The organism is Gallaecimonas zhanjiangensis (assembly GCF_057624825.1).
Map to the genome: position 1 here is coordinate 1,756,519 of NZ_CM172603.1, position 18,679 is coordinate 1,775,197.

Consider the following 18,679-nt stretch of genomic DNA (forward strand, 5'->3'; position numbering starts at 1 on the left):
GCCCGGCATTTGCCGGGCTTTTTTGTGCCTGCTGGTTAGCGGCGGCCGAGGATCTTCAGGACCCGCAGGAACAGGTTGATGATGTCGATGTAAAGGGCTGCGGCGCTGTCGATGGCGTTATCGACGGTTTTGGGAATGGCGTTGGCGCGGCCCCAGTCGTAACCAATGTAACCACAAAAAATGGCGGCCACTATCCAGTCCAGAATGCCGTGGTGGGTGTTGAAGACGAACACTTCCACTACTTCGACGATGATAACCAGCAGCAACGCGGCGGTCAGGGCGCCGCCGATGCGGGCAAAAAAGGCCGGGTACAGGGTACTTAGCGCCATCATGCCGACGGTTACCAGGCCGGTGACGCGCATGGCTTCTGCCACCAGTTCGGGCTGGTACTGGGCCACCACCAGGTTGATAACAAAGCCAAAGGGCACCACCACTAAGTTGTAACCGAGGAAGCTTATCCAGGGCTTATGTGACCTTTCAATGAGGTAGATCCCGCCAAAACAGCAGGCGAAATAGCCGATAAAGAGCACCATGGGGTGGATGGAGAAAATAGCGTAGGGATTGATATGGGTGACCATCCACCAGTTGGCGAGAAAGCCCCAGGCCAGGGTCAGGCCGATGGTGAGGTTGTAAAGCGGAGCGCTGATGACATCTTCGCGGGATTCCTGGCGATCAAAAACGCTGATTTCCATAGACACAGTCCATTGTAAAAGAAGGCGCAAGGATACTGCCCGGAGTATAGAGCGTTGTCAAATTGTAAATAGCTGAGAGGTCAAGGATTTGACTGTCAACCTTTGCCGCCTGCAGGCAATAGTTTGCCGCCTGGCCAAAAAGAGGGCGGGCGCGTCAAAAAACCGTGCCCGCCATCGACTTAGCGCGAAAACTGCCGGTAGGTGCTGAGCGCCTTGGACAGGTTGGTTGAAGATGCTTGCTGCTGGCTGGCTTTGGGGTCTTGCGACAGCGCGATGGCATCACCGGACAGGGTCAGGGTGTCGGCGCTACCGGCGGCAGCGGTGTCGGTACCGGGGCCAATGCCGGGGGTTTTGGTGTCCAGGGGTTGGGTTTGGCCCTGGTTTTGCTCCAGCTGCAGAGGGGAGTGGGTGGTAGATGAGTGCAGCGAGTGATTGAGGTTAATCATGAGTGTGCTCCTTAATACATTGAGTTGAATGCCCTAAAAGACACGCAAGGCTGGGGCCAGTTATGGGCGGTGCACATTCTTTCCTCATTGGGCGTTGCTGCCCTGGCAAAGCAGTTAACAGGGCCGGGGTTATGGGCGACAATAGCGCTTTTCGCCTGCCGGACCCGATTATGTACCAAGATTTTGCCGCCGAACTTGCCTGGGCAAGCCTGCACATGCCCCGTACCAACGCTGCCGTGGCGGCACTGACGGACCTTAGCCAGGTGCGCCTGGCCTGCAACATGCACCTGGATCTTAAAATGGCGCCGCTGGTGGCGGGCCTGCTGGATAAAGGTGCCCAGGTCTTTCTGACCACCTGCAACCCCACCACGGTGCAAGACGATGTGGTGGCCTATCTGGTCGGTAAAGGCGCGAAGGCCCATGCCTGGCGCGACATGAGCGAGCAGGATTGGTCCGATTCGTTCGACAAGGCCCTGGCCTGGGGCCCCACCCACCTTTGTGAGATGGGCGCCGACCTCACCACCCGCCTGCACCAAAGCGAGCAGGGCCCGGCCATTATTGCCGGCCTGGAAGCCACCGGCTCCGGCATCAGCCGCCTGGGCGGGGTCAGCCCACGCTACCCCATCTTCAACTGGGACGATCTGCCGGTCAAAGAAGGCCTGCACAACCGCCATATGGTGGGCCTGACCGCCTGGCACACCTTCTTCCAAACCACCCACCTGACCCTGCACGAAAAAACGGTGATCGTTATTGGCTATGGCCTGGTGGGCCAAGGGGTTGCTGCCTCGGCCAAGGCCTATGGTGCCCAGGTGCAAGTGGCCGAGCTGGACCCAGCCCGCGCCCTGCAGGCCAAATATGACGGTTGGCCGGTGGTGGACTTGGCCGAGGCCGTGAAAGGGGCCGACGTTATCGCCACGGCTACCGGCGCCAAAGGGGTACTGAGTGAGCGCCATCTGGCGGTGATGAAAGACGGCGCCTTTATCCTCAACGTCGGCCATGTGGCCCAGGAAATCGACGTACCTTTTCTTAAAACCCATCCCCATAGCCAGCCTATGCCCCACGTTAACGCCTATACGCTGCCGGGGCGCACGTTGTACCTGCTGGCCGACGGCTCCATGTTCAACCTCACCGCCGGTTACGGCGACAGCCTCAATGCCTTTGATGTCACCCTGGCGGTGATGGCAAGCGGTATCGGCCATATTGTCGGCGCCGGCCAGCAGGCTGAACCCGGCCTGTACCTGCTGCCAGAGTCGGCCTGGAAAGCTGTGCTATAACTTTGATTGATAGGGAAAAGTTGTAAGGCCCGCCATCGGCGGGCTTTTTTATGGATAGCCATTTGAAGCCCTTTCGATGAAAAAGGGCCCAGCACAGTCAATTTGCCCTTGCTGGTGCCGATAAAGTGACCGTAAGTCAACAAGGCAGCCATGCTATGCGAAAGAATTTGCCAATAACCAACCGCGAACGCACCTATTCAGACCGGGTGAAGCTCATTTCCGCCACCGATCTCAAAGGGACCATCACCCACTGTAACGACGCTTTTGTGGAGGTCAGTGGCTACAGCCGGGATGAACTTATCGGCCAGCCCCACAACCTGGTGCGCCACCCCGACATGCCGGCGGCGGCTTTTAAGGTGATGTGGGAGCATATCAAGGCCGGCAAGCCCTGGATGGGGCTGGTTAAAAACCGCTGTAAAAACGGCGATCACTACTGGGTGAACGCCTACGTTACGCCGGTAACCGAGCAGGGCAAAGTGGTGGGCTTTGAGTCGGTGCGTAGTTGCCCCTCCCGAGAAGACGTCGCCCGGGCCGAGCTGTTGTACCAAAAGATAAACACCGGCAAGCGCACCGAACCCAGGCTGCGCCTCCCGCCTCAATATCTGGCCTTGGGGCTGGCCCTGGCTGTGGCGGGTGGTTTGTATCTGCTGGACTACGACGGAGCGTCGGAAGTGGCGCTTCTTATTACCTTGCTGCTGTACGGCTCCTGGGTCAGCGCCAGCCGCCAGCGCACCCTAAGCACCCTTAATGCCTTGCTAAGCGGTTACTTCTCAGACCCATTGGCGGTAAAAAGCTACACCGACAGCCATAACCTTCTCGGTGAGCTTAAGGTGCGCATTTTAAGTGCCCAGGCCCATTTGGACACGGTGCTGTCGCGCATCGAAGATGCCTCAGGGGAAGTGGCCCGCCAGTGCAATAACGGCCTGGACCAAGCTCAGCAAGCCAGCGCCCAGATGCAGCGCCAACAGGGCGAGACCGAGCAGGTGGCCACCGCCATGCATCAGATGACCACCACCATCGCCGAGGTTTCCCAGCATGTGCAGGAGACCGCCACCAAAGCCGAAGAGTCCAATCAGCTGGCGCGGGAGGGGCGCACCACCGCCCAAACCACCCGCCAGGCCATCGAGCAGCTTAAAGACACCGTCGATAACATCAGCGAATCGGTGGCGGCGCTGTCTGACCAAAGCGGCCGCATTGCCCAGGCGGCGCAAATCATCGAACAAATTGCCGAGCAGACCAACCTGCTGGCCCTTAATGCCGCCATTGAAGCAGCCAGGGCCGGGGAGCAGGGCAGGGGCTTTGCGGTGGTGGCTGATGAAGTGCGCCAATTGGCCAAGCGCACCCAGGATTCCACCCAGGAAATTCATCAAATCATTGACGAGCTGAGCCGGCGCGCCCAAAACGCGGTGCGGGTGGCCGGCCATGGCCGCGACGGCGCCGAGTCGGGCCTTGAGCATGTACGTGAAGCCGAAGGCGTGCTGGACAACATCGCGGATGTGGTGGGCGCCATTGCCAATATGTCCATGCAAATGGCCACCGCCGTTGAAGAGCAATCCCATGTGGCTGAAGAGGTCAACCGCCAGGTCACGACCATCTCCACCCTGGCGCGCCAAAGCCTTGGCAAATCCGAGGCGGCCGCAAGCAGTATTGGCCGGCTAAAACAGGTGGCTGGCGGTATGCACGAACTGGTGACCCGTTTTAAGAAATAAAAAAGCCGGCCAAGGCCGGTTTTTTTAATCCTGCTCGCTGCGCTTTTGAACTTGGTGCTCATCTTCGCTAAGGCCAATCTTCCAGTAGGCGCTGGCGTACATGCCCTTACGGGGGATGTCGTGCTGGTCAATCAGGTAGCGGCGAATGGCCCTGACCGCACTGCCTTCTCCGGCCACAAAGACGCAAGGGGCGCTTTGCGGCCAGTCAAGGCGGCTAATGGCATCAGCCAACTGGGTGCTGGGCTGCTGCGCATCGCCGTGTACCAGCCAATGGAGGGTAATACCGGGGGGCGCCATCACCGGCTGGCGGTCGGCCTTGCTGGTGATTTCGAAAAAGGCGTGGCCCATGGCATCCCTCGGCAGGGATTCGATAATGCCGGCTGCGGCCGGAATGGCGCTCATGTCGGCGGCAAACAAGAACCACTCGGCATCGAGGTTTTCCAGTTTTTTTGGGCCGGGGCCGGCAATGCCCACCTTATCGCCAGGCTTGGCGTTAACGGCAAAGCGGCTGGCCGGGCCCATGTGCTCATCGCCATGGAGGGCAAAGTCGATGGTCAGCTGGTTGCTGTCCTGGTGGTAGTGGCGAACCGTGTAGGTGCGCACAACCGGCCTTTTACCCTCGCCATGGGGAAAGGCGGCAAGGTCGGGCAGGGCGTCGCCCGGTTGAGGTAGCAGCAGCTTGAGATTGGCCCCTTCCTGGCCCACCGGGAACCCTTTAAGGGCCTCGCCGGTAAGCACCACGCGCTGCATATGGGGGGTAAGACGCTGGCTGGAATGCACTTCCACCAGCCTGGGGGCAGGACGCTCGGCCATCAGGACTTCTCCAAGGTTGCCAGTTTGCTTTCCAGGGTCGCGACCCGGGCTTCCAGCTCCATGAACCGGCGCAGCCGATCGCCACCCCCTTGCTGATGCTTGCTGATATAGCGGCTGAGGATGCGCCGTATCACTGTGGCCATGGCCACTTCGGTTTCCATGTCGTTTTCCATCTCCGCCTTCATGCGGTTGAGGAACTCAAGCTGCTCGGCATTAAGGCGAACCGACACAACCTGAGAACGGTTGTCTTCTTTCATAGCACCTCCGTAAACATGGGAAACAATGTATACGCAATTGAGAATGACTACAATCTAGAGGCAAAAAAAACCGACGCAACAGCGCCGGTCTTCTTTTGCAACAATGGCCTTAGTGGCGAGGCACCGAGCCTTTGGCGCCGTAGAAGGCAATGTACAGGTAGCAGACGATGGGCAAGGCAAAGGCCAGTTGGATACCCATGCTGTCGGCGGTAACCCCCATCAGTACCGGCACCAGGGCGCCACCGACGATGGCCATGCACAGGATGCCGGAGCCTTGGGCGGTGTGTTTGCCAAGGCCATGCACCGCCAGGCTGAAGATGGTGGGGAACATGATGGAGTTGCAAAGCCCCACTGCCAGCACTGCCCACATGGCCAGGTGGCCGTTACCGAAGATGGTCACCAGCAGCAGCACGATGGCCGCCAGGGCGTTGAAGGCCAGTACCTTGCCAGCGCCAATATAGCGCATCACTGCCGAGCCGATGAAGCGGCCGACCATGGCGCCGCCCCAATAGAAGGACACGTAATGGGCCGCCTGGGCTTCAGGCAGGTTGGCAATGTTGCTCTCGCTGATGAAGTTCACCAGGAAGGAACCGATGGATACCTCGGCACCCACGTACACAAAGATACCCAGGGCGCCCAGTACCAGGTGGCGGTACTGCCAGGCAGAGCCGGTGGTGGCATCTTCCTGAGTGGCCTGTTCCTGGTCACGAAGGTCAGGCAGTTTCAGCACCGCCAGAATGGCAGCCAACAGGCCAAAGGCAATGGCCAGCAGCAGGTAGGGGAATTTCACCGAATCGGCTTCTTCCAGGCGCAGGGCCGCTACTTGATCAGGGCTCATGCCGTCGGCGGCCACGGTAGCGGCGCCGAGGATCAACAGGGCGCCAAACCAGGGGGCAATGGTGGTGCCAAGGGAGTTAAAGGCCTGGTTTAAGGTCAGGCGGGCAGAGGCGGTGTCAGGGTTACCCAGCATGGTGACATAGGGGTTTACCGCTACCTGCAAGGTGGTTACGCCACTTGCCAGAATAAAGAGTGCGCCCAAAAACAGGCCGTATACCCGGTAACTGGCTGCCGGAATAAACAGCAAACAGCCGATGGCAGACACTATCAGGCTCACCACCAGCGCCCACTTATAGCCGACTTTTTTGACCAGCATGCCGGCCGGGTAGGACACCACGAAATAGGCGCCGAAGAAGCACAGCTGGATCAGCATGGCCTGGGTGTAGTTCAGGGAAAACACGTTCTTCAGGTGCGGGATCAGGATGTCATTAAGACAGGTGATAAAGCCCATGATGAAGAACAGAAAGGTCATGGAAGCCAGGGCAAAGGAGTAGCTCTGGTTTCCCTGCTGTGACGTGCTGGTCACAGCGGCAGGTGAAATGGCTCCAGCCATGTGTGCATTCCTCGTGTGATGTCATTGTTGTATCGGGCCTGCTGCTGGCCCTTTTATCGGTTGCCAAAGGCAACGCCATTACTGGCGATTGGATTCTTGTTGAGGACGGCGAGGGAGTCAAAGTGACTATGACGTAAACCTACGAATAAATACGCCAGTGGTCTTGTGAGGGCCCTGAGCGGATCGCGCTTTTTAAGGGGTGTTGATGAAAGCAAACAACAGTTGCTGGCCAAACAAACAATGCAGGCAACAGTCGCCCGGCTTTAGAGCCGGGGCACCGAGCCTTTGAGGCCGTAAAAGGCGATGTAGACGTAACAGATAATGGGCAGGGCAAAAGCCATTTGCAGCCCCAGGGTGTCGGCCACGGCGCCGACCAGTGGCGGTAAAATAGCGCCGCCGACAATGGCCAGGCACAAAATGCCCGAGCCCTGGGAGGTAAAGTGGCCAAGGCCGCGCAGCGCCAGGGAGAAAATGGTGGGGAACATGATGGAGTTAAAGAGCCCCACCGCCAGCACCGCCCACATCGCGACCTGGCCGGAGTAGAGCACCGTTACCACCAGCAGAGCGGTGGCCATCATGGCGTTGAAGGTGAGCACCTTGCCAGCGCTGACATAGCGCATCACGAAAAAGCCAATAAAGCGGCCCACCATGGCCCCGCCCCAGTAAAAGGACACATAGTAAGCCGCTTGGGCTTCAGGCAGGCCAGCGATATGGTCTTCACCCAGGAAGTTAACCAACAGCGAACCGATAGATACCTCGGCCCCCACGTAGGTAAAGATCCCCACCGCTCCCAACACCAGATGCGGGAAATGCCAGGCAGAACCCATGGCGGTGGTGTCTTTCAACGCCTGGCTGTCTTGGCTGTCCCGCACATCGGGTAATTTAAGCAGCGCAAACACCACGGCCAGCACCGAGAAGGTGATGGCCAGCATCAGGTAGGGCAATTTCACGGCGTCGGCTTCATGCAGGTGCATTGCTGCCAGTTGGGCCGGGGTCAGGTTGTCAGCCACCGCCATGGCGCCACCGAGGATCAAAAAGCCGCCAAACCAGGGGGCCACTGCGGTGCCAAGGGAGTTGAACGAATGGGTGAGGGTGAGCCTTGATGAAGCGGTTTGCGACGAGCCCAGTACCGTCACATAGGGGTTGGCCGCCACCTGCAAGATGGTCACGCCGCTTGCCATGATAAACAGCGCCCCTAAAAACAGGGCATAGATGCGGTAACTTGCCGCCGGAATAAACAAGAAGCAACCGATGGCGGCGGTTACCAAGCCCACCACCAGCCCCCATTTGTAACCGATGCGGGTAATGAGGGTACCGGCCGGCAGGGACACCACAAAATAAGCGGCAAAAAAGCAAAACTGAATGAGCATCGCCTGGGTGTAATTCAAAGAGAACACGTTTTTGAGATGCGGGATCAGGATGTCGTTAAGGCAGGTAATAAAGCCCCACATGAAAAACAACGACGCCAGCGCCGTTAGCGCAAAGCTGTACCGGGAAGTCTGCTGCGGGTAAGTGCTGGCCGTTACAGCCATGGGTGTTGACCTCTTATCGTTGTTCTGCGGGCCAGATGGCGGCCGGCGCTCGTGTGGCGCCAAAACAGGGCATTTTTGTCGGTATTGCCCCCTGCTGTCAAAAATACCCGGCAAAAGCGCAAGGTAACCACTGTAACTGTTTGATATCTGAACTGCTAATCACCAGGCAATAAAAAAGCCGGCAAACTGCCGGCTTTTTCCGTCCAGAGGGGTATCAGTGGCGGGGCACTGACCCTTTGGCGCCGTAGTAGGCGATGTACAGGTAGCAGATGATGGGCAGGGCAAAGGCCATCTGGATACCGAACATATCTGCCGCTTTACCCACAATCACCGGCACCAGCGCGCCACCAACAATGGCCTGGCACAAAATGCCGGAGCCTTGCGAGGTGTGGTGGCCAAGGCCTTGGAGGGCCAGGCTGAAGATGGTGGGGAACATGATGGAATTAAAGAGGCCAATTGCCAGTACCGCCCACATGGCCAGGTGGCCGCTGGTCAGTACGGTTACTACCAGCAGCAGCACGTTTACAAAGGCATTGAAGGCCAGCAGTTTACCAGGGCTGATGGTGCGCATCAGGGCCGAGCCGACGAAACGGCCAACCATGGCGCCGCCCCAATAGAAGGCCACGTAGTTGGCAGCTTGGGCTTCGGGCAGGCCGGCGATGGAGCTTTCGCCCATGAAGTTCACCAGCAAAGAGCCGATGGACACCTCGGCGCCCACGTAGGCAAAGATGCCCAGCGCGCCCAGAACCAGGTGGCGGAACTGCCAAGCAGAGCCGGCGGCGGCAGCGTCGCCCAGGGCTTGCTGCTCTTCTTCCTGACGCATGTCAGGGAGTTTGAGCACTGCAAAAATCGCCGCCAACAGGCCAAAGGCAATGGCCAGCAGCATGTAGGGGAATTTAACGGCGTTGGCTTCTTGCAGGTGCAGTTGGTCTGGGGTCAGGCCTTCGGTGGCCATGGTGGCGGCGCCGAGGATCAACAGGCCACCGAACCAGGGGGCAACGGTGGTGCCCAGGGAGTTAAACGCCTGGGTCAAGTTAAGGCGCATGGACGCGGTCTCGGGCTTGCCGAGGATGGTCACATAGGGGTTGGCTGCCACCTGCAAGATGGTGACACCGCTGGCCAGGATAAAGAGGGCGCCAAGGAAGATACCGTATACGCGAAAGCTCGCCGCCGGGATAAACAGCAAACAGCCAATGGCTGCGGTAACCAGGCCGACGACCAGGCCGCCTTTGTAGCCGATGCGCTTGACCAGGTTACCGGCCGGCAGCGACACCACAAAATAGGCGCCAAAGAAGCAGAACTGGATGAGCATCGCCTGGGTGTAGCTCAGCGAGAACACGTTCTTGAGGTGCGGGATCAGGATGTCGTTCAGGCAGGTGATAAAGCCCCACATGAAAAACAGGGATGTCAGGGCAACCAGGGCAAAATTGTAGCCTTGGGTGCTGCGGGTGGCGCTGCTGTGGGCAGTGCTCTGGGGTGTTGCTCCAGCCATGGTGTGCAAACCTCGTTATTGGTGTTGTTCTCGATACGGACCGAACCCGGCCCGCCCCCGGTGCCATAGGCACAAGCTTGATGGCGGCATTCTGTGAAGCTGCCCTTGGGGTGTCAAACTGCCTTTTACGTAAACGAAGCATGGATGAGCTCAGTGGTCTGATCCGCTACCTGAGCGGATCGGCCTTTGCTAATGCAGCGAGCTGCTTGAAGGGCTTTTATTGTTCAGCGGGCGATATCGGCGAAGCTGCCCTGGGTCAGTTGGCACAGGGCGTTTGGGGCAAGGGCCACTTCCAGGCCGCGCCGCCCGGCGCTGACATGGATAAGCGCAAAGGCGCCTGCACTGGCATCGAGAAAGAGCGGCAAACGCTTTTTCTGCCCCAAGGGGCTGATGCCGCCCACCACATAACCGGTGGCCTTTTCTGCCTCAGCGGGTGGCGCCATCTCGGCTTTTTTGGCGCCAGCGGCTTTAGCTAGGTGTTTGAGGTCAAGCTGCTTGTCTACCGGCACCAGCGCTACCACCAGCTTGCCGCTGTCGAGTTTGGCCAGCAGGGTTTTAAAGACCTGGTTGTAAGGCAAGCCCAGCACGTCGGCCGCTTCCAGCCCGTAGGCAGGGGCTTTAGGGTCGTGCTCGTAGCTCAGTACCTGATGGGCAACGTTTTGCTTTTGCAGAAGAAGGATGGCAGGGGTCATGGGCGTTGGCAGTCAGAGAACCTGGCCCATCTTAACGAAAAAGGGCGCCTTTCGGCGCCCTTTTATCAGTTCAGACCGCGGCGTTTGAGCAGCGCGTCGATGGTGGGCTTTTGGCCGCGGAAGTTGATGTAGTCTTGCATCAAATCCTGGCTGTTGCCCTTGGACAGTACGTTTTCGCGGAACTTGTCGCCGTTTTCACGGGTCAGGCCGCCGTTGTCCTTCATGTACTGGAAGGCATCGGCCGCGAACACTTCGGTCCACAGGTAGGCGTAATAACCGGAGCTGTAGCCACCAGAGAAGATGTGGCTGAAGTAGTCGGTTTTATAGCGAGGCGGTACCGGCGCGTAGTCGATGCCGTGCTTGGCCAGGGCCTGGTGCTCGAAGCTCTCGATGTCTTTGACTTCGGTGCCGGCCGGCAGGCTGTGCCATTCCATGTCCAAAAGCGCCGCTGCCAGGTACTCGGTGGTGTCAAAGCCCTGGTTGAACTTGTGGGCCGCCAGCACTTTGTCCAGCAGCTCCTTGGGAATGGGCTCACCGGTTTTGTAGTTCTTGGCGTAATGGGCGATGACTTCGGGGTTGATGTCCCAGTCTTCGTTGAACTGCGACGGGAACTCCACAAAGTCGCGGGCGGTGGCGGTGCCCGCCAGGCTCGGGTATTTGACGTTGGAGAACATGCCGTGCAGGGCGTGACCGAACTCGTGGAACATGGTGGTCACTTCGTCAAAGGTCAGCAGGGTAGGCTGGCCTTCGGCGGGCTTAGGAATGTTCAGGGCGTTGTAAATCACCGGGTGAGTGCCCAGCAGGCCAGATTGGGTAACCCACTCGGACATCCAGGCGCCGCCGTTTTTACCGGTACGGGCGTAGGGGTCTTCATAGAACAGGCCAATGGATTTGCCGTCGGCGTCGAACACTTCGAACGGCATGACGTTGCTGTTCCAGACCGGCAAGTCTTTACGTTCTTTGAAGGTGATGCCGTACAGCTTGTTCATGGCGTAGAACAGGCCATCGTGCAGCACGGTGTTGAATTCGAAGTAGGGCTTAACCTGGCTTTCATCCAGGTCGTACTTGGCCTTGCGCACCTTCTCGGCATAGAAGGCCCAGTCCCAGGGCTGCAGCTCGAAATCGCCGCCGTCTTTTTTGATTTCGGCTTGAATGTCAGCCGCTTCAGACTTGGCCTTGGCCACGGCTTTGGGGGCCAGCTTGTCGAGGATGTCAAAGACCGCTTCGGGGGTCTTGGCCATTTGGTCTTCCAGCACATAGGCGGCCCAGTTGGGGTAGCCCAGCAGCTTGGCCTTCTCGGCGCGCAGCTCAACGGTTTTCAGTACCACTGGATCGTTGTCTTTGGCGCGGTGCGCGGAGGTTTCCCAAATTTTCTTGCGAAGCTCGCGGTTTTCCAGGCTGCCAAGGATGGGCTGGCGAGTGGTGTTAACCAGAGTGATGAGGTAGCCGTCTTTGCCGTCGGCCTTGGCGGCTGCGGCCAGGGAGGCAATTTCGCTGTCGGAAAGACCAGCCAACTCGCTCTTGTCCTTGACCAGAATGGTTTCATTCTTGAAGGAGTTGAGGATGTTGGTGTTGAACTGGCTGGACAGTTTGGCCAGCTCACCGTTGATGTCACGCAGCTTGGCTTTGTCCTGGTCGGACAGCTTGGCACCGGCGCGCACAAAGTTGGTGTAGTAGAACTGGGCCAGACGCTGGTCTTCCTTGCTCAGGCTGTCTTTGTTGTTGTAGATGGCCTGAACCCGGGCGAACAGCTTGGGGTTCATGTAGATGTTGTCGCTGTGGGCAGCCAGCTTGGGCGCCATTTCTTCTTCGATTTTCTGGTACTGATCGTTAGACACCAGGCCAGAGAGGTTGCCGAACACGGTGGAAACACGGGTCAGCAGGGCGCCGGATTTCTCCATGGCGACGATGGTGTTGTCAAAGGTCGGGGCTTCGCTGTTGTTGGCGATGGCCTCAATCTCGCTGTTGTGTTCTTTGATGCCTTGCTCGAAGGCCGGCAGGTAATCAGCGGTGGTGATTTTGTCGAACTGCGGCGCCTGGTATTGCAGCGGGCTCTTATGCAGCAGCACGTTGTCTTGAGCGGCAGGCGCGGCGGCAGCGGTTTGCTCTTTAGCCGGGGCGGCAGCCGTGCTGGTTTGCTCGGCTTTGTGGTCGTCGGAACAGGCACTCAGTGCCAGGGCCGCGCCAATGGCGCTGGCGATAAGGGTCTTGCGCATTAGATTCTCCCTTGGGTGTTTACGCGCCCGTTCTTGTGCTTGAAGGTACGCGATCACTGTGGTTAGCCAAGGCACCATAGCAAGAGCATTCAACGTCTTACAATGATCGCTAAACCATAATGGGATACTGTTCACCGAGGTTTTTGGTAACGAAATGTTCCGCTTTTCCGAATTTTAACTTCATGTTTTCTTTGGTTACTTCCTGGTAACCCGGTTTGTCGGTAAGGAGAGCTGCCTTGTATTCATCACTGCCCGTGCTGCGCCAATTCCCCCGCTTTTGCCTGCTTGAAGGCATGACACCCATCCAGCGCCTGGTGAGCCTTGAAAAGGCGCTGGGTGAGCGCTGCGCCATTTTTGTCAAAAGGGATGACTTGATGGGCATCGGTGGTGGCGGCAATAAACTGCGAAAACTCGAGTTTTTGATTGGCCAGGCCAAAAGCGAAGGCAAAGACACCCTGATAACGGTTGGTGCCCGCCAGTCCAACCACGCCCGTCTTACCGCAGCCAGCGCCGCCTTTGCAGGCCTTGGCGCCGAGTTGGTACTGGCGCGGTTGGTGCCCAAAACCGACGACGATTACCTCTTTAACGGCAACCCCCTTTTAGATGGGCTTTTTGGCGCCACGGTACACGACCTGCCCGGCGACGCCGATACCCTGGCCTTTGCCCAGCAGCGGGCCGAGGCCTTGGGCGGGCGGGCCCTGGTTATTCCGGCTGGCGGCTCCAGCGCCATCGGCATGCTGGGCTACGCTGGCGCGGCCGCCGAGATAGCCCAGCAGGAAGTGGCCCTTGGCCGGCGCTTTGACAAAGTCTTGCTGGCCAACGGCAGCCACGGCACCCAGGCCGGGTTGGTGGCTGGTTTTAAGGCCCAGGGCCTTTGCGACAAGGTGCTGGGTTACACGGTGCTGGCGCCGCTGGCTGAGGCCAAAGCCCAAACCCTCGCCAAGGCCCGGGAAGTGGGGGCGCTGCTGGGCATTGAGGTGGCGCAGAGCGACATCGCCATTAACGGCGAGCATCGCGGCCCCGGCTACGGCATCGAAACCGATGAGATGAACGCGGCGCTCAAACTGATGGCGCAAACCCAGGGCCTGCTTTTGGACCCGGTGTACAGCGGCAAAGCCTTTGCCGGCATGTTAGCGGGTATCCGCGCCGGGCAGTTTGACGGCCAAAGCCTGCTGTTTGTGATGACTGGCGGCACCCCAGGGCTCTACGCCTATCGCCAGGCGCTTGGCGGCTGAGTGTGCGTTTGGAGAATAAAAAACCCGCCAGATGGCGGGTTTTTTAATGGCTGGCGGGTTAGTCCACCAGGCCGCGACGCTTGAGCAGGGCATCAACAGTGGGCTTGGAACCCTTGAAGTTAATGTACTGCTGCATCGGGTCGATGCTGTTGCCCTTGGAGAGAATTTCCTTACGGAATTTATCGCCGTTTTCGCGGGTCAGGCCGCCGTTGTCCTTCATGTATTGGAAGGCGTCGGCCGCGAACACTTCGGTCCACAGGTAGGCGTAGTAACCGGCGCTGTAGCCACCGGCAAAGGTGTGGCTGAAGTACGGGGTTTTATAGCGAGGCGGCACCACCGCCATCTTCACGCCATGTTTTTCCAGGGCCTTGTCTTCAAAGGCCTGCACGGCGCCGGTATCGGTGCCCGCCGGGAAGCTGTGCCATTCCATGTCCAGCAGCGCCGCTTCGATGTACTCAAGGCTGTCAAAGCCCTGGTTGAATTTGCGCGAATCGAGCACCTTTTTCAGCAGCTCGGCCGGAATAGGCTCGCCGGTCTGGTAGTTCTTGGCGTAGTTGGCGATGACTTTGGGGTTGATGGCCCAGTCTTCTTCAAACTGCGACGGGAACTCCACGAAATCGCGAGGCACGCTGGTACCGGCCAAAGTGGGGTATTTGACGTTGGAGAACAGGCCGTGCAGGGCGTGGCCCATCTCGTGGAACATGGTGGTGGCTTCGTCAAAGGTCAGCAGCGCTGGCTGGCCTTCGGCGGGCTTGGGAATGTTCAGCACGTTGACCACCACCGGGTGTTTGCCCAGCAGGTTGTTCTGGCTGACCATGGCGTTCATCCAGGCGCCGCCACGCTTGCCGTCACGGGCAAAGTAGTCGGCGTAGAAGAAACCGATAGAGCTGCCGTCGGCGTCGAACACCTCGAAGGTGCGCACGTCAGGGTGGTAAACCGGCAGATCGTGGCGCTCTTTGAAGGTGATGCCAAAGAGGTTTTGCATGGTGAAGAAAATGCCGTTTTTGAGCACGTTATCGAGCTCAAAGTAGGGCTTGATTTGGTTCTCATCCAGGTCGTACTTGGCCTTACGCACTTTCTCGGCGTAGAAGGCCCAGTCCCAGGGCGCCAGCTCGAAATCGCCACCAGCGGCTTTGATCTCCTGCTGGATATCCGCCGCTTCGGCTTGGGTCTTGGCCACCACTTTGGGGGCCAAGTCGTCCAGCATCTGGTACACCGCCGCCGGGGTCTTGGCCATCTGGTTGTCCAGCACGTAATCGGCCCAGGTATCAAAACCCATCAGCTTTGCTTTTTCGGCGCGAAGTTCGGTCAGGCGTTTAACCACCGGGCCGTTGAGATCCAGGGCGCGGCCGGCAGAGGCCTTCCAGATCTTCTCGCGAAGGGCGCGGTTATCGAGGTTAGTCAGGATGGGCTGGCGGGTGGTGTTCATCAGGTTGATAACGTACTTGCCCTCAAGGCCAGCGGCCTTGCCAGCTGCGGCCAGGGAGGCGATTTCCCCGTCGGAAAGCCCGGCCAATTCTGCTTTGTCATCAACAACGATGGCGGCGTCTTTGGTGGCTTTGAGGACGTTTTGGGCAAAGTCGTTGGTGAGCTTGGCCATTTCGCCGTTCAGCTCACGCACCTTGGCTTTTTGCTCGTCGGTGAGCTTGGCGCCGGCGCGGACAAACTGCTTGTAGTAAATCTCCACCAGGCGTTGGTCTTCGGCATTGAGGCTGGTGCGATCGTTATAAATGGCCTCAACACGGGCAAACAGCTTGGGGTTGAGGTTGATGTTGTCCTGGTGGGCCGAGAGCTTGGGCGCCATGTCTGACTGGATGGCACGAATTTCGTCGTTGGAGATGGTGCCGGTCAGGTTAAAAAAGGTGCTGGCGGTGCGGTTCAGTAGCTCGCCGGTTTTTTCCATGGCGACAATGGTGTTGTCGAAGGTGGCGGGCTCTGGGTTATTGGCGATGGCGTCGACTTCGGCGCTTTGTTCGGCCATGCCTTTTTCAAAGGCCGGGGTGTAGTCAGACAGTTTGATTTTGTCGAACTCCGGCGCTTCGTATTGCAGGCTGGATTTTTGGAACAACGGATTGGTGGCTTCGGCTGCTGCGGTCTGCGGCGCCTTGACGGTGTCGGCCTGGGCGGCTTGTGGTGCCTGCTCTTTGTTGTCGGAACAGGCGGCCAGGCTCAGTGACGCGCCGATGGCAATGGCGACAAGGGTCTTGCGCATAAAAGTGTCTCCCTCTCCTATGAGGTATGGGTTGCCGGTTTGTTTTTGAATTGTTTTCAAAAACCGGTCTCAAGTCAGCCTGTAACCATAGCAAGGCTGGTAGCGGCGCAACAATCTCCGCTGAACCCGGATAGAGGGCGGTTTGACCCTTGCAAGGCCTGCTTTCAAGCGGCTTTGGCACTAGCACAGGGCATGGCTGTCTGCCGGCTGACAGGCGGGGTTTTTATAGCAAGGAATAAGCGAAGTGATTTTGCGCCCTGGCTTGATTTATCCATGGCTTAACAACTTTATGAGGTGATTGTTAATAGAAGGGCGCCGTGTTCCCAACCGCGCCCTTTAGCGCTGAGAACAAAGCACGAGGGGACATGACCTGCATCAAAAAACCTCGCCGCGCTGTTGTGTAGAGTCTCCCCCCAGTAAAGGGTACCTCTGCAACCATCTCTTTACTGCGCGGCCTTGGCCGTTCGACATGTTGATTCTCTGTTTTAAATGGACTCGTTCAAAACAGTTGCCCGGCTAAGCCGGGCTTTTTTTTTGCCGGTTATGACCTGGGTCAAAGACCGGCCTGGCTGATATTTGTACTCTGGGCGGGAAGTCAGACGGATAAGGGATCAATGATGTCACGTTCCTTTCGCAGCCAGCCACAACCTCGCCAGTGGCGCACCGATGAGCCTTTTGCGCTGCTCTTTAGCCTGTACCACGACCGCCCGGTGCGGCGCCTAAAGCGCAATGACAAGCACTATAAAATGGCGCACCGTAGCTGACAGGCGGCGGGCCCTAAGGGCCCGTTTACGGGCTACAGTGTATGCATAACCAGAGAAGGATGGCCGTTATGCAGTTAGTCTCGCAGTATCCGGAGTTCAGGGAAGCGATAGTCAACCTCCAGCAATGCAGCCCCCGATTTGCCAGCTGGCTGCAAACCCCTATCAACCCGCCTTACCCAGGGCCGACGCCGCAGCTAAACGAGCTGCTGGGCGCCCTGGCCCCCAAACGCCGTCTGCCCGGCTGCGGCGCTTTTCGAAACTAGGGCTTTTTAAGGTACCCAAACATGGATGTGACGACCTTGCTGGCGCCGCTACTTTCAGGCTTGTTGTCTTTTTGGTGGCTTTGGCTGCTGCTGTTTGCGCTGGCCTTTATCAAACGCCAATACAACTCGCCATCGGCCAAGGGCCGGCGCGGTGAGGCGCGGCTTGCCTCGCGGCTACAAAAGCTGGGCGAGCCATACCAGCAATTTCATGACGTAACCTTGCGCTTTGGCGACGGCACCACCCAGATAGATCACCTGCTGGTTTCGCCGTTTGGGGTCTTTGTCATCGAAACCAAAAATTATCAGGGCTGGATCTTCGGCGGCGAAAAGCAGCGTTACTGGACCCAGTCGCTCTATCGCACCAAGACCCGCTTTCAAAACCCGCTCAATCAAAACTACAAGCACTGCCTGGCGGTTGAAGCTTTACTGGGGCTGGCCAAAGGAGAGGCGATTTCACTGGTGGCTTTTGTCGGTGAGGCAACCTTTAAAACCGCGCTGCCAGACAACGTTTGCCATGGGGCGGCGGCGCTGATGTATATCCGCCGTTTTAGCGAGCGCCGTTATGGGCCAGAGCAGGTACAAGCCATGTGCCAAACCCTGGCCGCCGCCCGGCTTGTGCCGGGTCGCGATACCGAGGCCAAGCACTTGGCGTACCTCAAGGAGCGGTAACGGGGATTAGGTCACCAGCTTGCTGGCAACGCCGGGGATGACGTTGCCGTCTTCTACGTGCTGGGCGCCGCGCAGCATGCCATGAATAAGCTCGGCGGCTTCAAACTTGGTCAGTGCCTCATTGGCGCCAACCTGGTGTGCTTTGTCGACACTGATGTCGCTGGAAAGCGAGGTATGCAGGATGATGTAGCAGCCCTTGAGTTTGCTATCGTCCCTGACCTCGAAGGTCAGCTCGTAGCCATCGAGGCCCGGCATTTCGATGTCGCTCACCAGGATCTCAAAGGGGTTGCCCGCTGCCGCCGCCTCGCGCATCAGCTGCAAGGCATGGGCGCCGTCACCACAAAACTCGAAGGGCACATCCACGTGGCGAAGGGCATCGCTCAGCTGCTTGCGGGCCACGGCCGAGTCGTCCACCACCAGGATGCGGTGGCCGCGAAGCTGGGCCTGCTCGGCAGCGCTTATCTGGGCGTAGAGGTGGTCGGCCGGCGGCGGGAAAATGTGCGACAGCAGCATCTCGATATCCAAAAGCTGCACCATCTTGCCTTCAAAATGGGTCACCCCCGAGACGAAAATGTTCTTACCGGCCGACTTGGGCGCCGGGGAAATTTCTTTCCAGTTGCTCTCCATGATCCTATCGACCTTGCGCACCATAAAGCCCACGGTTTGGCGCTGGCAATCGGTAACGATGATAAAGCATCGCTGCTGCTCATCCGGCTGGATGGGCCGGTAACCCACGGCGCCGGCCATGTCGATAACCGGAATGGGGTTGCCGCGAATAGGTGCCGATCCCAGCACCGTGGGGTGGGACTTGGGAATGATGGTCAGCGGCTGGTAGGGCACAATTTCCCGCACCTTGAGGGTGCCCAGGGCAAAGGTCTGACGCTCGTTCAGATTGAAAAGAAGAAGCCCTTGAGACTGTTGACTGCCATTTCTCATGGTAAGAGTGCCCTTGGATGGTGACGCCAGCTTGCGCGCGGTGGTGTTAGTTGCAGTATACCGTGCCCTGCCAAGCAAATAGGCGAC

General features: G+C 58.5%; 17 protein-coding genes. 6 read left to right on the forward strand and 11 right to left on the reverse strand.

The annotated features are described in order from the left end of the window. Window positions 1-35: 35 nt before the first annotated feature. On the reverse strand, window positions 36-692 hold the full coding sequence (locus AC22G1_RS08260; protein WP_487316332.1) for a Bax inhibitor-1 family protein: 657 nt from the start codon (window positions 690-692) through the stop codon (window positions 36-38). Between the two features lie 179 nt (window positions 693-871). Further along, on the reverse strand, window positions 872-1,138 hold the full coding sequence (locus AC22G1_RS08265; protein ID WP_487316333.1) for a hypothetical protein: 267 nt from the start codon (window positions 1,136-1,138) through the stop codon (window positions 872-874). A gap of 170 nt (window positions 1,139-1,308) precedes the next feature. Between AC22G1_RS08265 and AC22G1_RS08270 the strand changes: the two genes are divergently transcribed. Both AC22G1_RS08270 and AC22G1_RS08275 read left to right on the forward strand, forming a co-directional pair. Further along, window positions 1,309-2,412, forward strand: a complete 1,104-nt coding sequence (locus AC22G1_RS08270) for an adenosylhomocysteinase (protein ID WP_487316334.1) — start codon at window positions 1,309-1,311, stop codon at window positions 2,410-2,412. A 155-nt stretch (window positions 2,413-2,567) separates the two neighbouring features. After that, entirely contained in the window at window positions 2,568-4,121 is a 1,554-nt protein-coding gene (locus AC22G1_RS08275) for a methyl-accepting chemotaxis protein (protein ID WP_487316335.1), read from the forward strand. Between the two features lie 24 nt (window positions 4,122-4,145). On the opposite strand, the gene AC22G1_RS08280 is transcribed toward AC22G1_RS08275, so the two are convergent. The 7 genes from AC22G1_RS08280 to AC22G1_RS08310 all read right to left on the reverse strand — a co-directional run bounded on the left by AC22G1_RS08280 (window position 4,146) and on the right by AC22G1_RS08310 (window position 12,513). Further along, window positions 4,146-4,934: a siderophore-interacting protein gene (locus AC22G1_RS08280; protein ID WP_487316336.1), complete on the reverse strand. Its 789-nt coding sequence runs from the start codon at window positions 4,932-4,934 to the stop codon at window positions 4,146-4,148. Continuing rightward, window positions 4,934-5,191 (reverse strand): hypothetical protein, encoded by a 258-nt coding sequence (locus tag AC22G1_RS08285; protein ID WP_050658572.1) that lies wholly within the window; start codon window positions 5,189-5,191, stop codon window positions 4,934-4,936. The genes AC22G1_RS08280 and AC22G1_RS08285 overlap by 1 nt, the downstream gene beginning before the upstream one ends. A gap of 109 nt (window positions 5,192-5,300) precedes the next feature. Then, the gene (locus AC22G1_RS08290; protein ID WP_050658571.1) at window positions 5,301-6,581 is read right to left on the reverse strand and encodes a sugar MFS transporter; all 1,281 of its coding nucleotides are present in this window, start codon (window positions 6,579-6,581) and stop codon (window positions 5,301-5,303) included. A 263-nt stretch (window positions 6,582-6,844) separates the two neighbouring features. Beyond that, complete coding sequence (locus tag AC22G1_RS08295; protein WP_487316337.1) at window positions 6,845-8,113, reverse strand: sugar MFS transporter; 1,269 nt, start codon at window positions 8,111-8,113, stop codon at window positions 6,845-6,847. A 214-nt stretch (window positions 8,114-8,327) separates the two neighbouring features. After that, the gene (locus tag AC22G1_RS08300) at window positions 8,328-9,605 is read right to left on the reverse strand and encodes a sugar MFS transporter (RefSeq protein ID WP_487316338.1); all 1,278 of its coding nucleotides are present in this window, start codon (window positions 9,603-9,605) and stop codon (window positions 8,328-8,330) included. 224 nt (window positions 9,606-9,829) lie between these two features. Further along, on the reverse strand, window positions 9,830-10,297 hold the full coding sequence (ybaK, locus tag AC22G1_RS08305) for a Cys-tRNA(Pro) deacylase (protein ID WP_487316339.1): 468 nt from the start codon (window positions 10,295-10,297) through the stop codon (window positions 9,830-9,832). A 65-nt stretch (window positions 10,298-10,362) separates the two neighbouring features. After that, the gene (locus AC22G1_RS08310) at window positions 10,363-12,513 is read right to left on the reverse strand and encodes a M3 family metallopeptidase (protein WP_487316340.1); all 2,151 of its coding nucleotides are present in this window, start codon (window positions 12,511-12,513) and stop codon (window positions 10,363-10,365) included. A 236-nt stretch (window positions 12,514-12,749) separates the two neighbouring features. On the opposite strand from AC22G1_RS08310, the gene AC22G1_RS08315 reads away from it, so the two are divergent. After that, on the forward strand, window positions 12,750-13,748 hold the full coding sequence (locus tag AC22G1_RS08315) for a D-cysteine desulfhydrase family protein (RefSeq protein ID WP_487316341.1): 999 nt from the start codon (window positions 12,750-12,752) through the stop codon (window positions 13,746-13,748). 58 nt (window positions 13,749-13,806) lie between these two features. Here the strand turns inward: AC22G1_RS08315 and AC22G1_RS08320 are convergent, their stop codons facing one another. Continuing rightward, window positions 13,807-15,960 (reverse strand): M3 family metallopeptidase, encoded by a 2,154-nt coding sequence (locus AC22G1_RS08320; protein WP_487316342.1) that lies wholly within the window; start codon window positions 15,958-15,960, stop codon window positions 13,807-13,809. 614 nt (window positions 15,961-16,574) lie between these two features. Here AC22G1_RS08320 and AC22G1_RS08325 point away from each other — a divergent pair. From AC22G1_RS08325 to AC22G1_RS08335, 3 genes are all read left to right on the forward strand, one after another. Beyond that, a complete protein-coding gene (locus AC22G1_RS08325; RefSeq protein ID WP_487316343.1) occupies window positions 16,575-16,724 on the forward strand; it encodes a hypothetical protein in 150 nt (49 codons plus the stop codon). A 68-nt stretch (window positions 16,725-16,792) separates the two neighbouring features. After that, complete coding sequence (locus AC22G1_RS08330) at window positions 16,793-16,987, forward strand: hypothetical protein (RefSeq protein ID WP_487316344.1); 195 nt, start codon at window positions 16,793-16,795, stop codon at window positions 16,985-16,987. Between the two features lie 21 nt (window positions 16,988-17,008). Continuing rightward, window positions 17,009-17,656, forward strand: a complete 648-nt coding sequence (locus tag AC22G1_RS08335; RefSeq protein WP_487316345.1) for a nuclease-related domain-containing protein — start codon at window positions 17,009-17,011, stop codon at window positions 17,654-17,656. A 6-nt stretch (window positions 17,657-17,662) separates the two neighbouring features. Here the strand turns inward: AC22G1_RS08335 and AC22G1_RS08340 are convergent, their stop codons facing one another. After that, the gene (locus AC22G1_RS08340) at window positions 17,663-18,592 is read right to left on the reverse strand and encodes a chemotaxis protein (protein WP_487316346.1); all 930 of its coding nucleotides are present in this window, start codon (window positions 18,590-18,592) and stop codon (window positions 17,663-17,665) included. Window positions 18,593-18,679 lie beyond the last annotated feature (87 nt).

What these genes read in the sequence shown, in the direction of transcription:
- AC22G1_RS08260 (WP_487316332.1), bottom strand. Translation starts at nt 692, where the DNA reads ATGGAAATCAGCGTTTTTGATCGCCAGGAATCCCGCGAAGATGTCATC.
- AC22G1_RS08265 (WP_487316333.1), bottom strand. Translation starts at nt 1,138, where the DNA reads ATGATTAACCTCAATCACTCGCTGCACTCATCTACCACCCACTCCCCT.
- AC22G1_RS08270 (WP_487316334.1), top strand. Translation starts at nt 1,309, where the DNA reads ATGTACCAAGATTTTGCCGCCGAACTTGCCTGGGCAAGCCTGCACATG.
- AC22G1_RS08275 (WP_487316335.1), top strand. Translation starts at nt 2,568, where the DNA reads ATGCGAAAGAATTTGCCAATAACCAACCGCGAACGCACCTATTCAGAC.
- AC22G1_RS08280 (WP_487316336.1), bottom strand. Translation starts at nt 4,934, where the DNA reads ATGGCCGAGCGTCCTGCCCCCAGGCTGGTGGAAGTGCATTCCAGCCAG.
- AC22G1_RS08285 (WP_050658572.1), bottom strand. Translation starts at nt 5,191, where the DNA reads ATGAAAGAAGACAACCGTTCTCAGGTTGTGTCGGTTCGCCTTAATGCC.
- AC22G1_RS08290 (WP_050658571.1), bottom strand. Translation starts at nt 6,581, where the DNA reads ATGGCTGGAGCCATTTCACCTGCCGCTGTGACCAGCACGTCACAGCAG.
- AC22G1_RS08295 (WP_487316337.1), bottom strand. Translation starts at nt 8,113, where the DNA reads ATGGCTGTAACGGCCAGCACTTACCCGCAGCAGACTTCCCGGTACAGC.
- AC22G1_RS08300 (WP_487316338.1), bottom strand. Translation starts at nt 9,605, where the DNA reads ATGGCTGGAGCAACACCCCAGAGCACTGCCCACAGCAGCGCCACCCGC.
- ybaK (WP_487316339.1), bottom strand. Translation starts at nt 10,297, where the DNA reads ATGACCCCTGCCATCCTTCTTCTGCAAAAGCAAAACGTTGCCCATCAG.
- AC22G1_RS08310 (WP_487316340.1), bottom strand. Translation starts at nt 12,513, where the DNA reads ATGCGCAAGACCCTTATCGCCAGCGCCATTGGCGCGGCCCTGGCACTG.
- AC22G1_RS08320 (WP_487316342.1), bottom strand. Translation starts at nt 15,960, where the DNA reads ATGCGCAAGACCCTTGTCGCCATTGCCATCGGCGCGTCACTGAGCCTG.
- AC22G1_RS08325 (WP_487316343.1), top strand. Translation starts at nt 16,575, where the DNA reads ATGATGTCACGTTCCTTTCGCAGCCAGCCACAACCTCGCCAGTGGCGC.
- AC22G1_RS08330 (WP_487316344.1), top strand. Translation starts at nt 16,793, where the DNA reads ATGCAGTTAGTCTCGCAGTATCCGGAGTTCAGGGAAGCGATAGTCAAC.
- AC22G1_RS08335 (WP_487316345.1), top strand. Translation starts at nt 17,009, where the DNA reads ATGGATGTGACGACCTTGCTGGCGCCGCTACTTTCAGGCTTGTTGTCT.
- AC22G1_RS08340 (WP_487316346.1), bottom strand. Translation starts at nt 18,592, where the DNA reads ATGAGAAATGGCAGTCAACAGTCTCAAGGGCTTCTTCTTTTCAATCTG.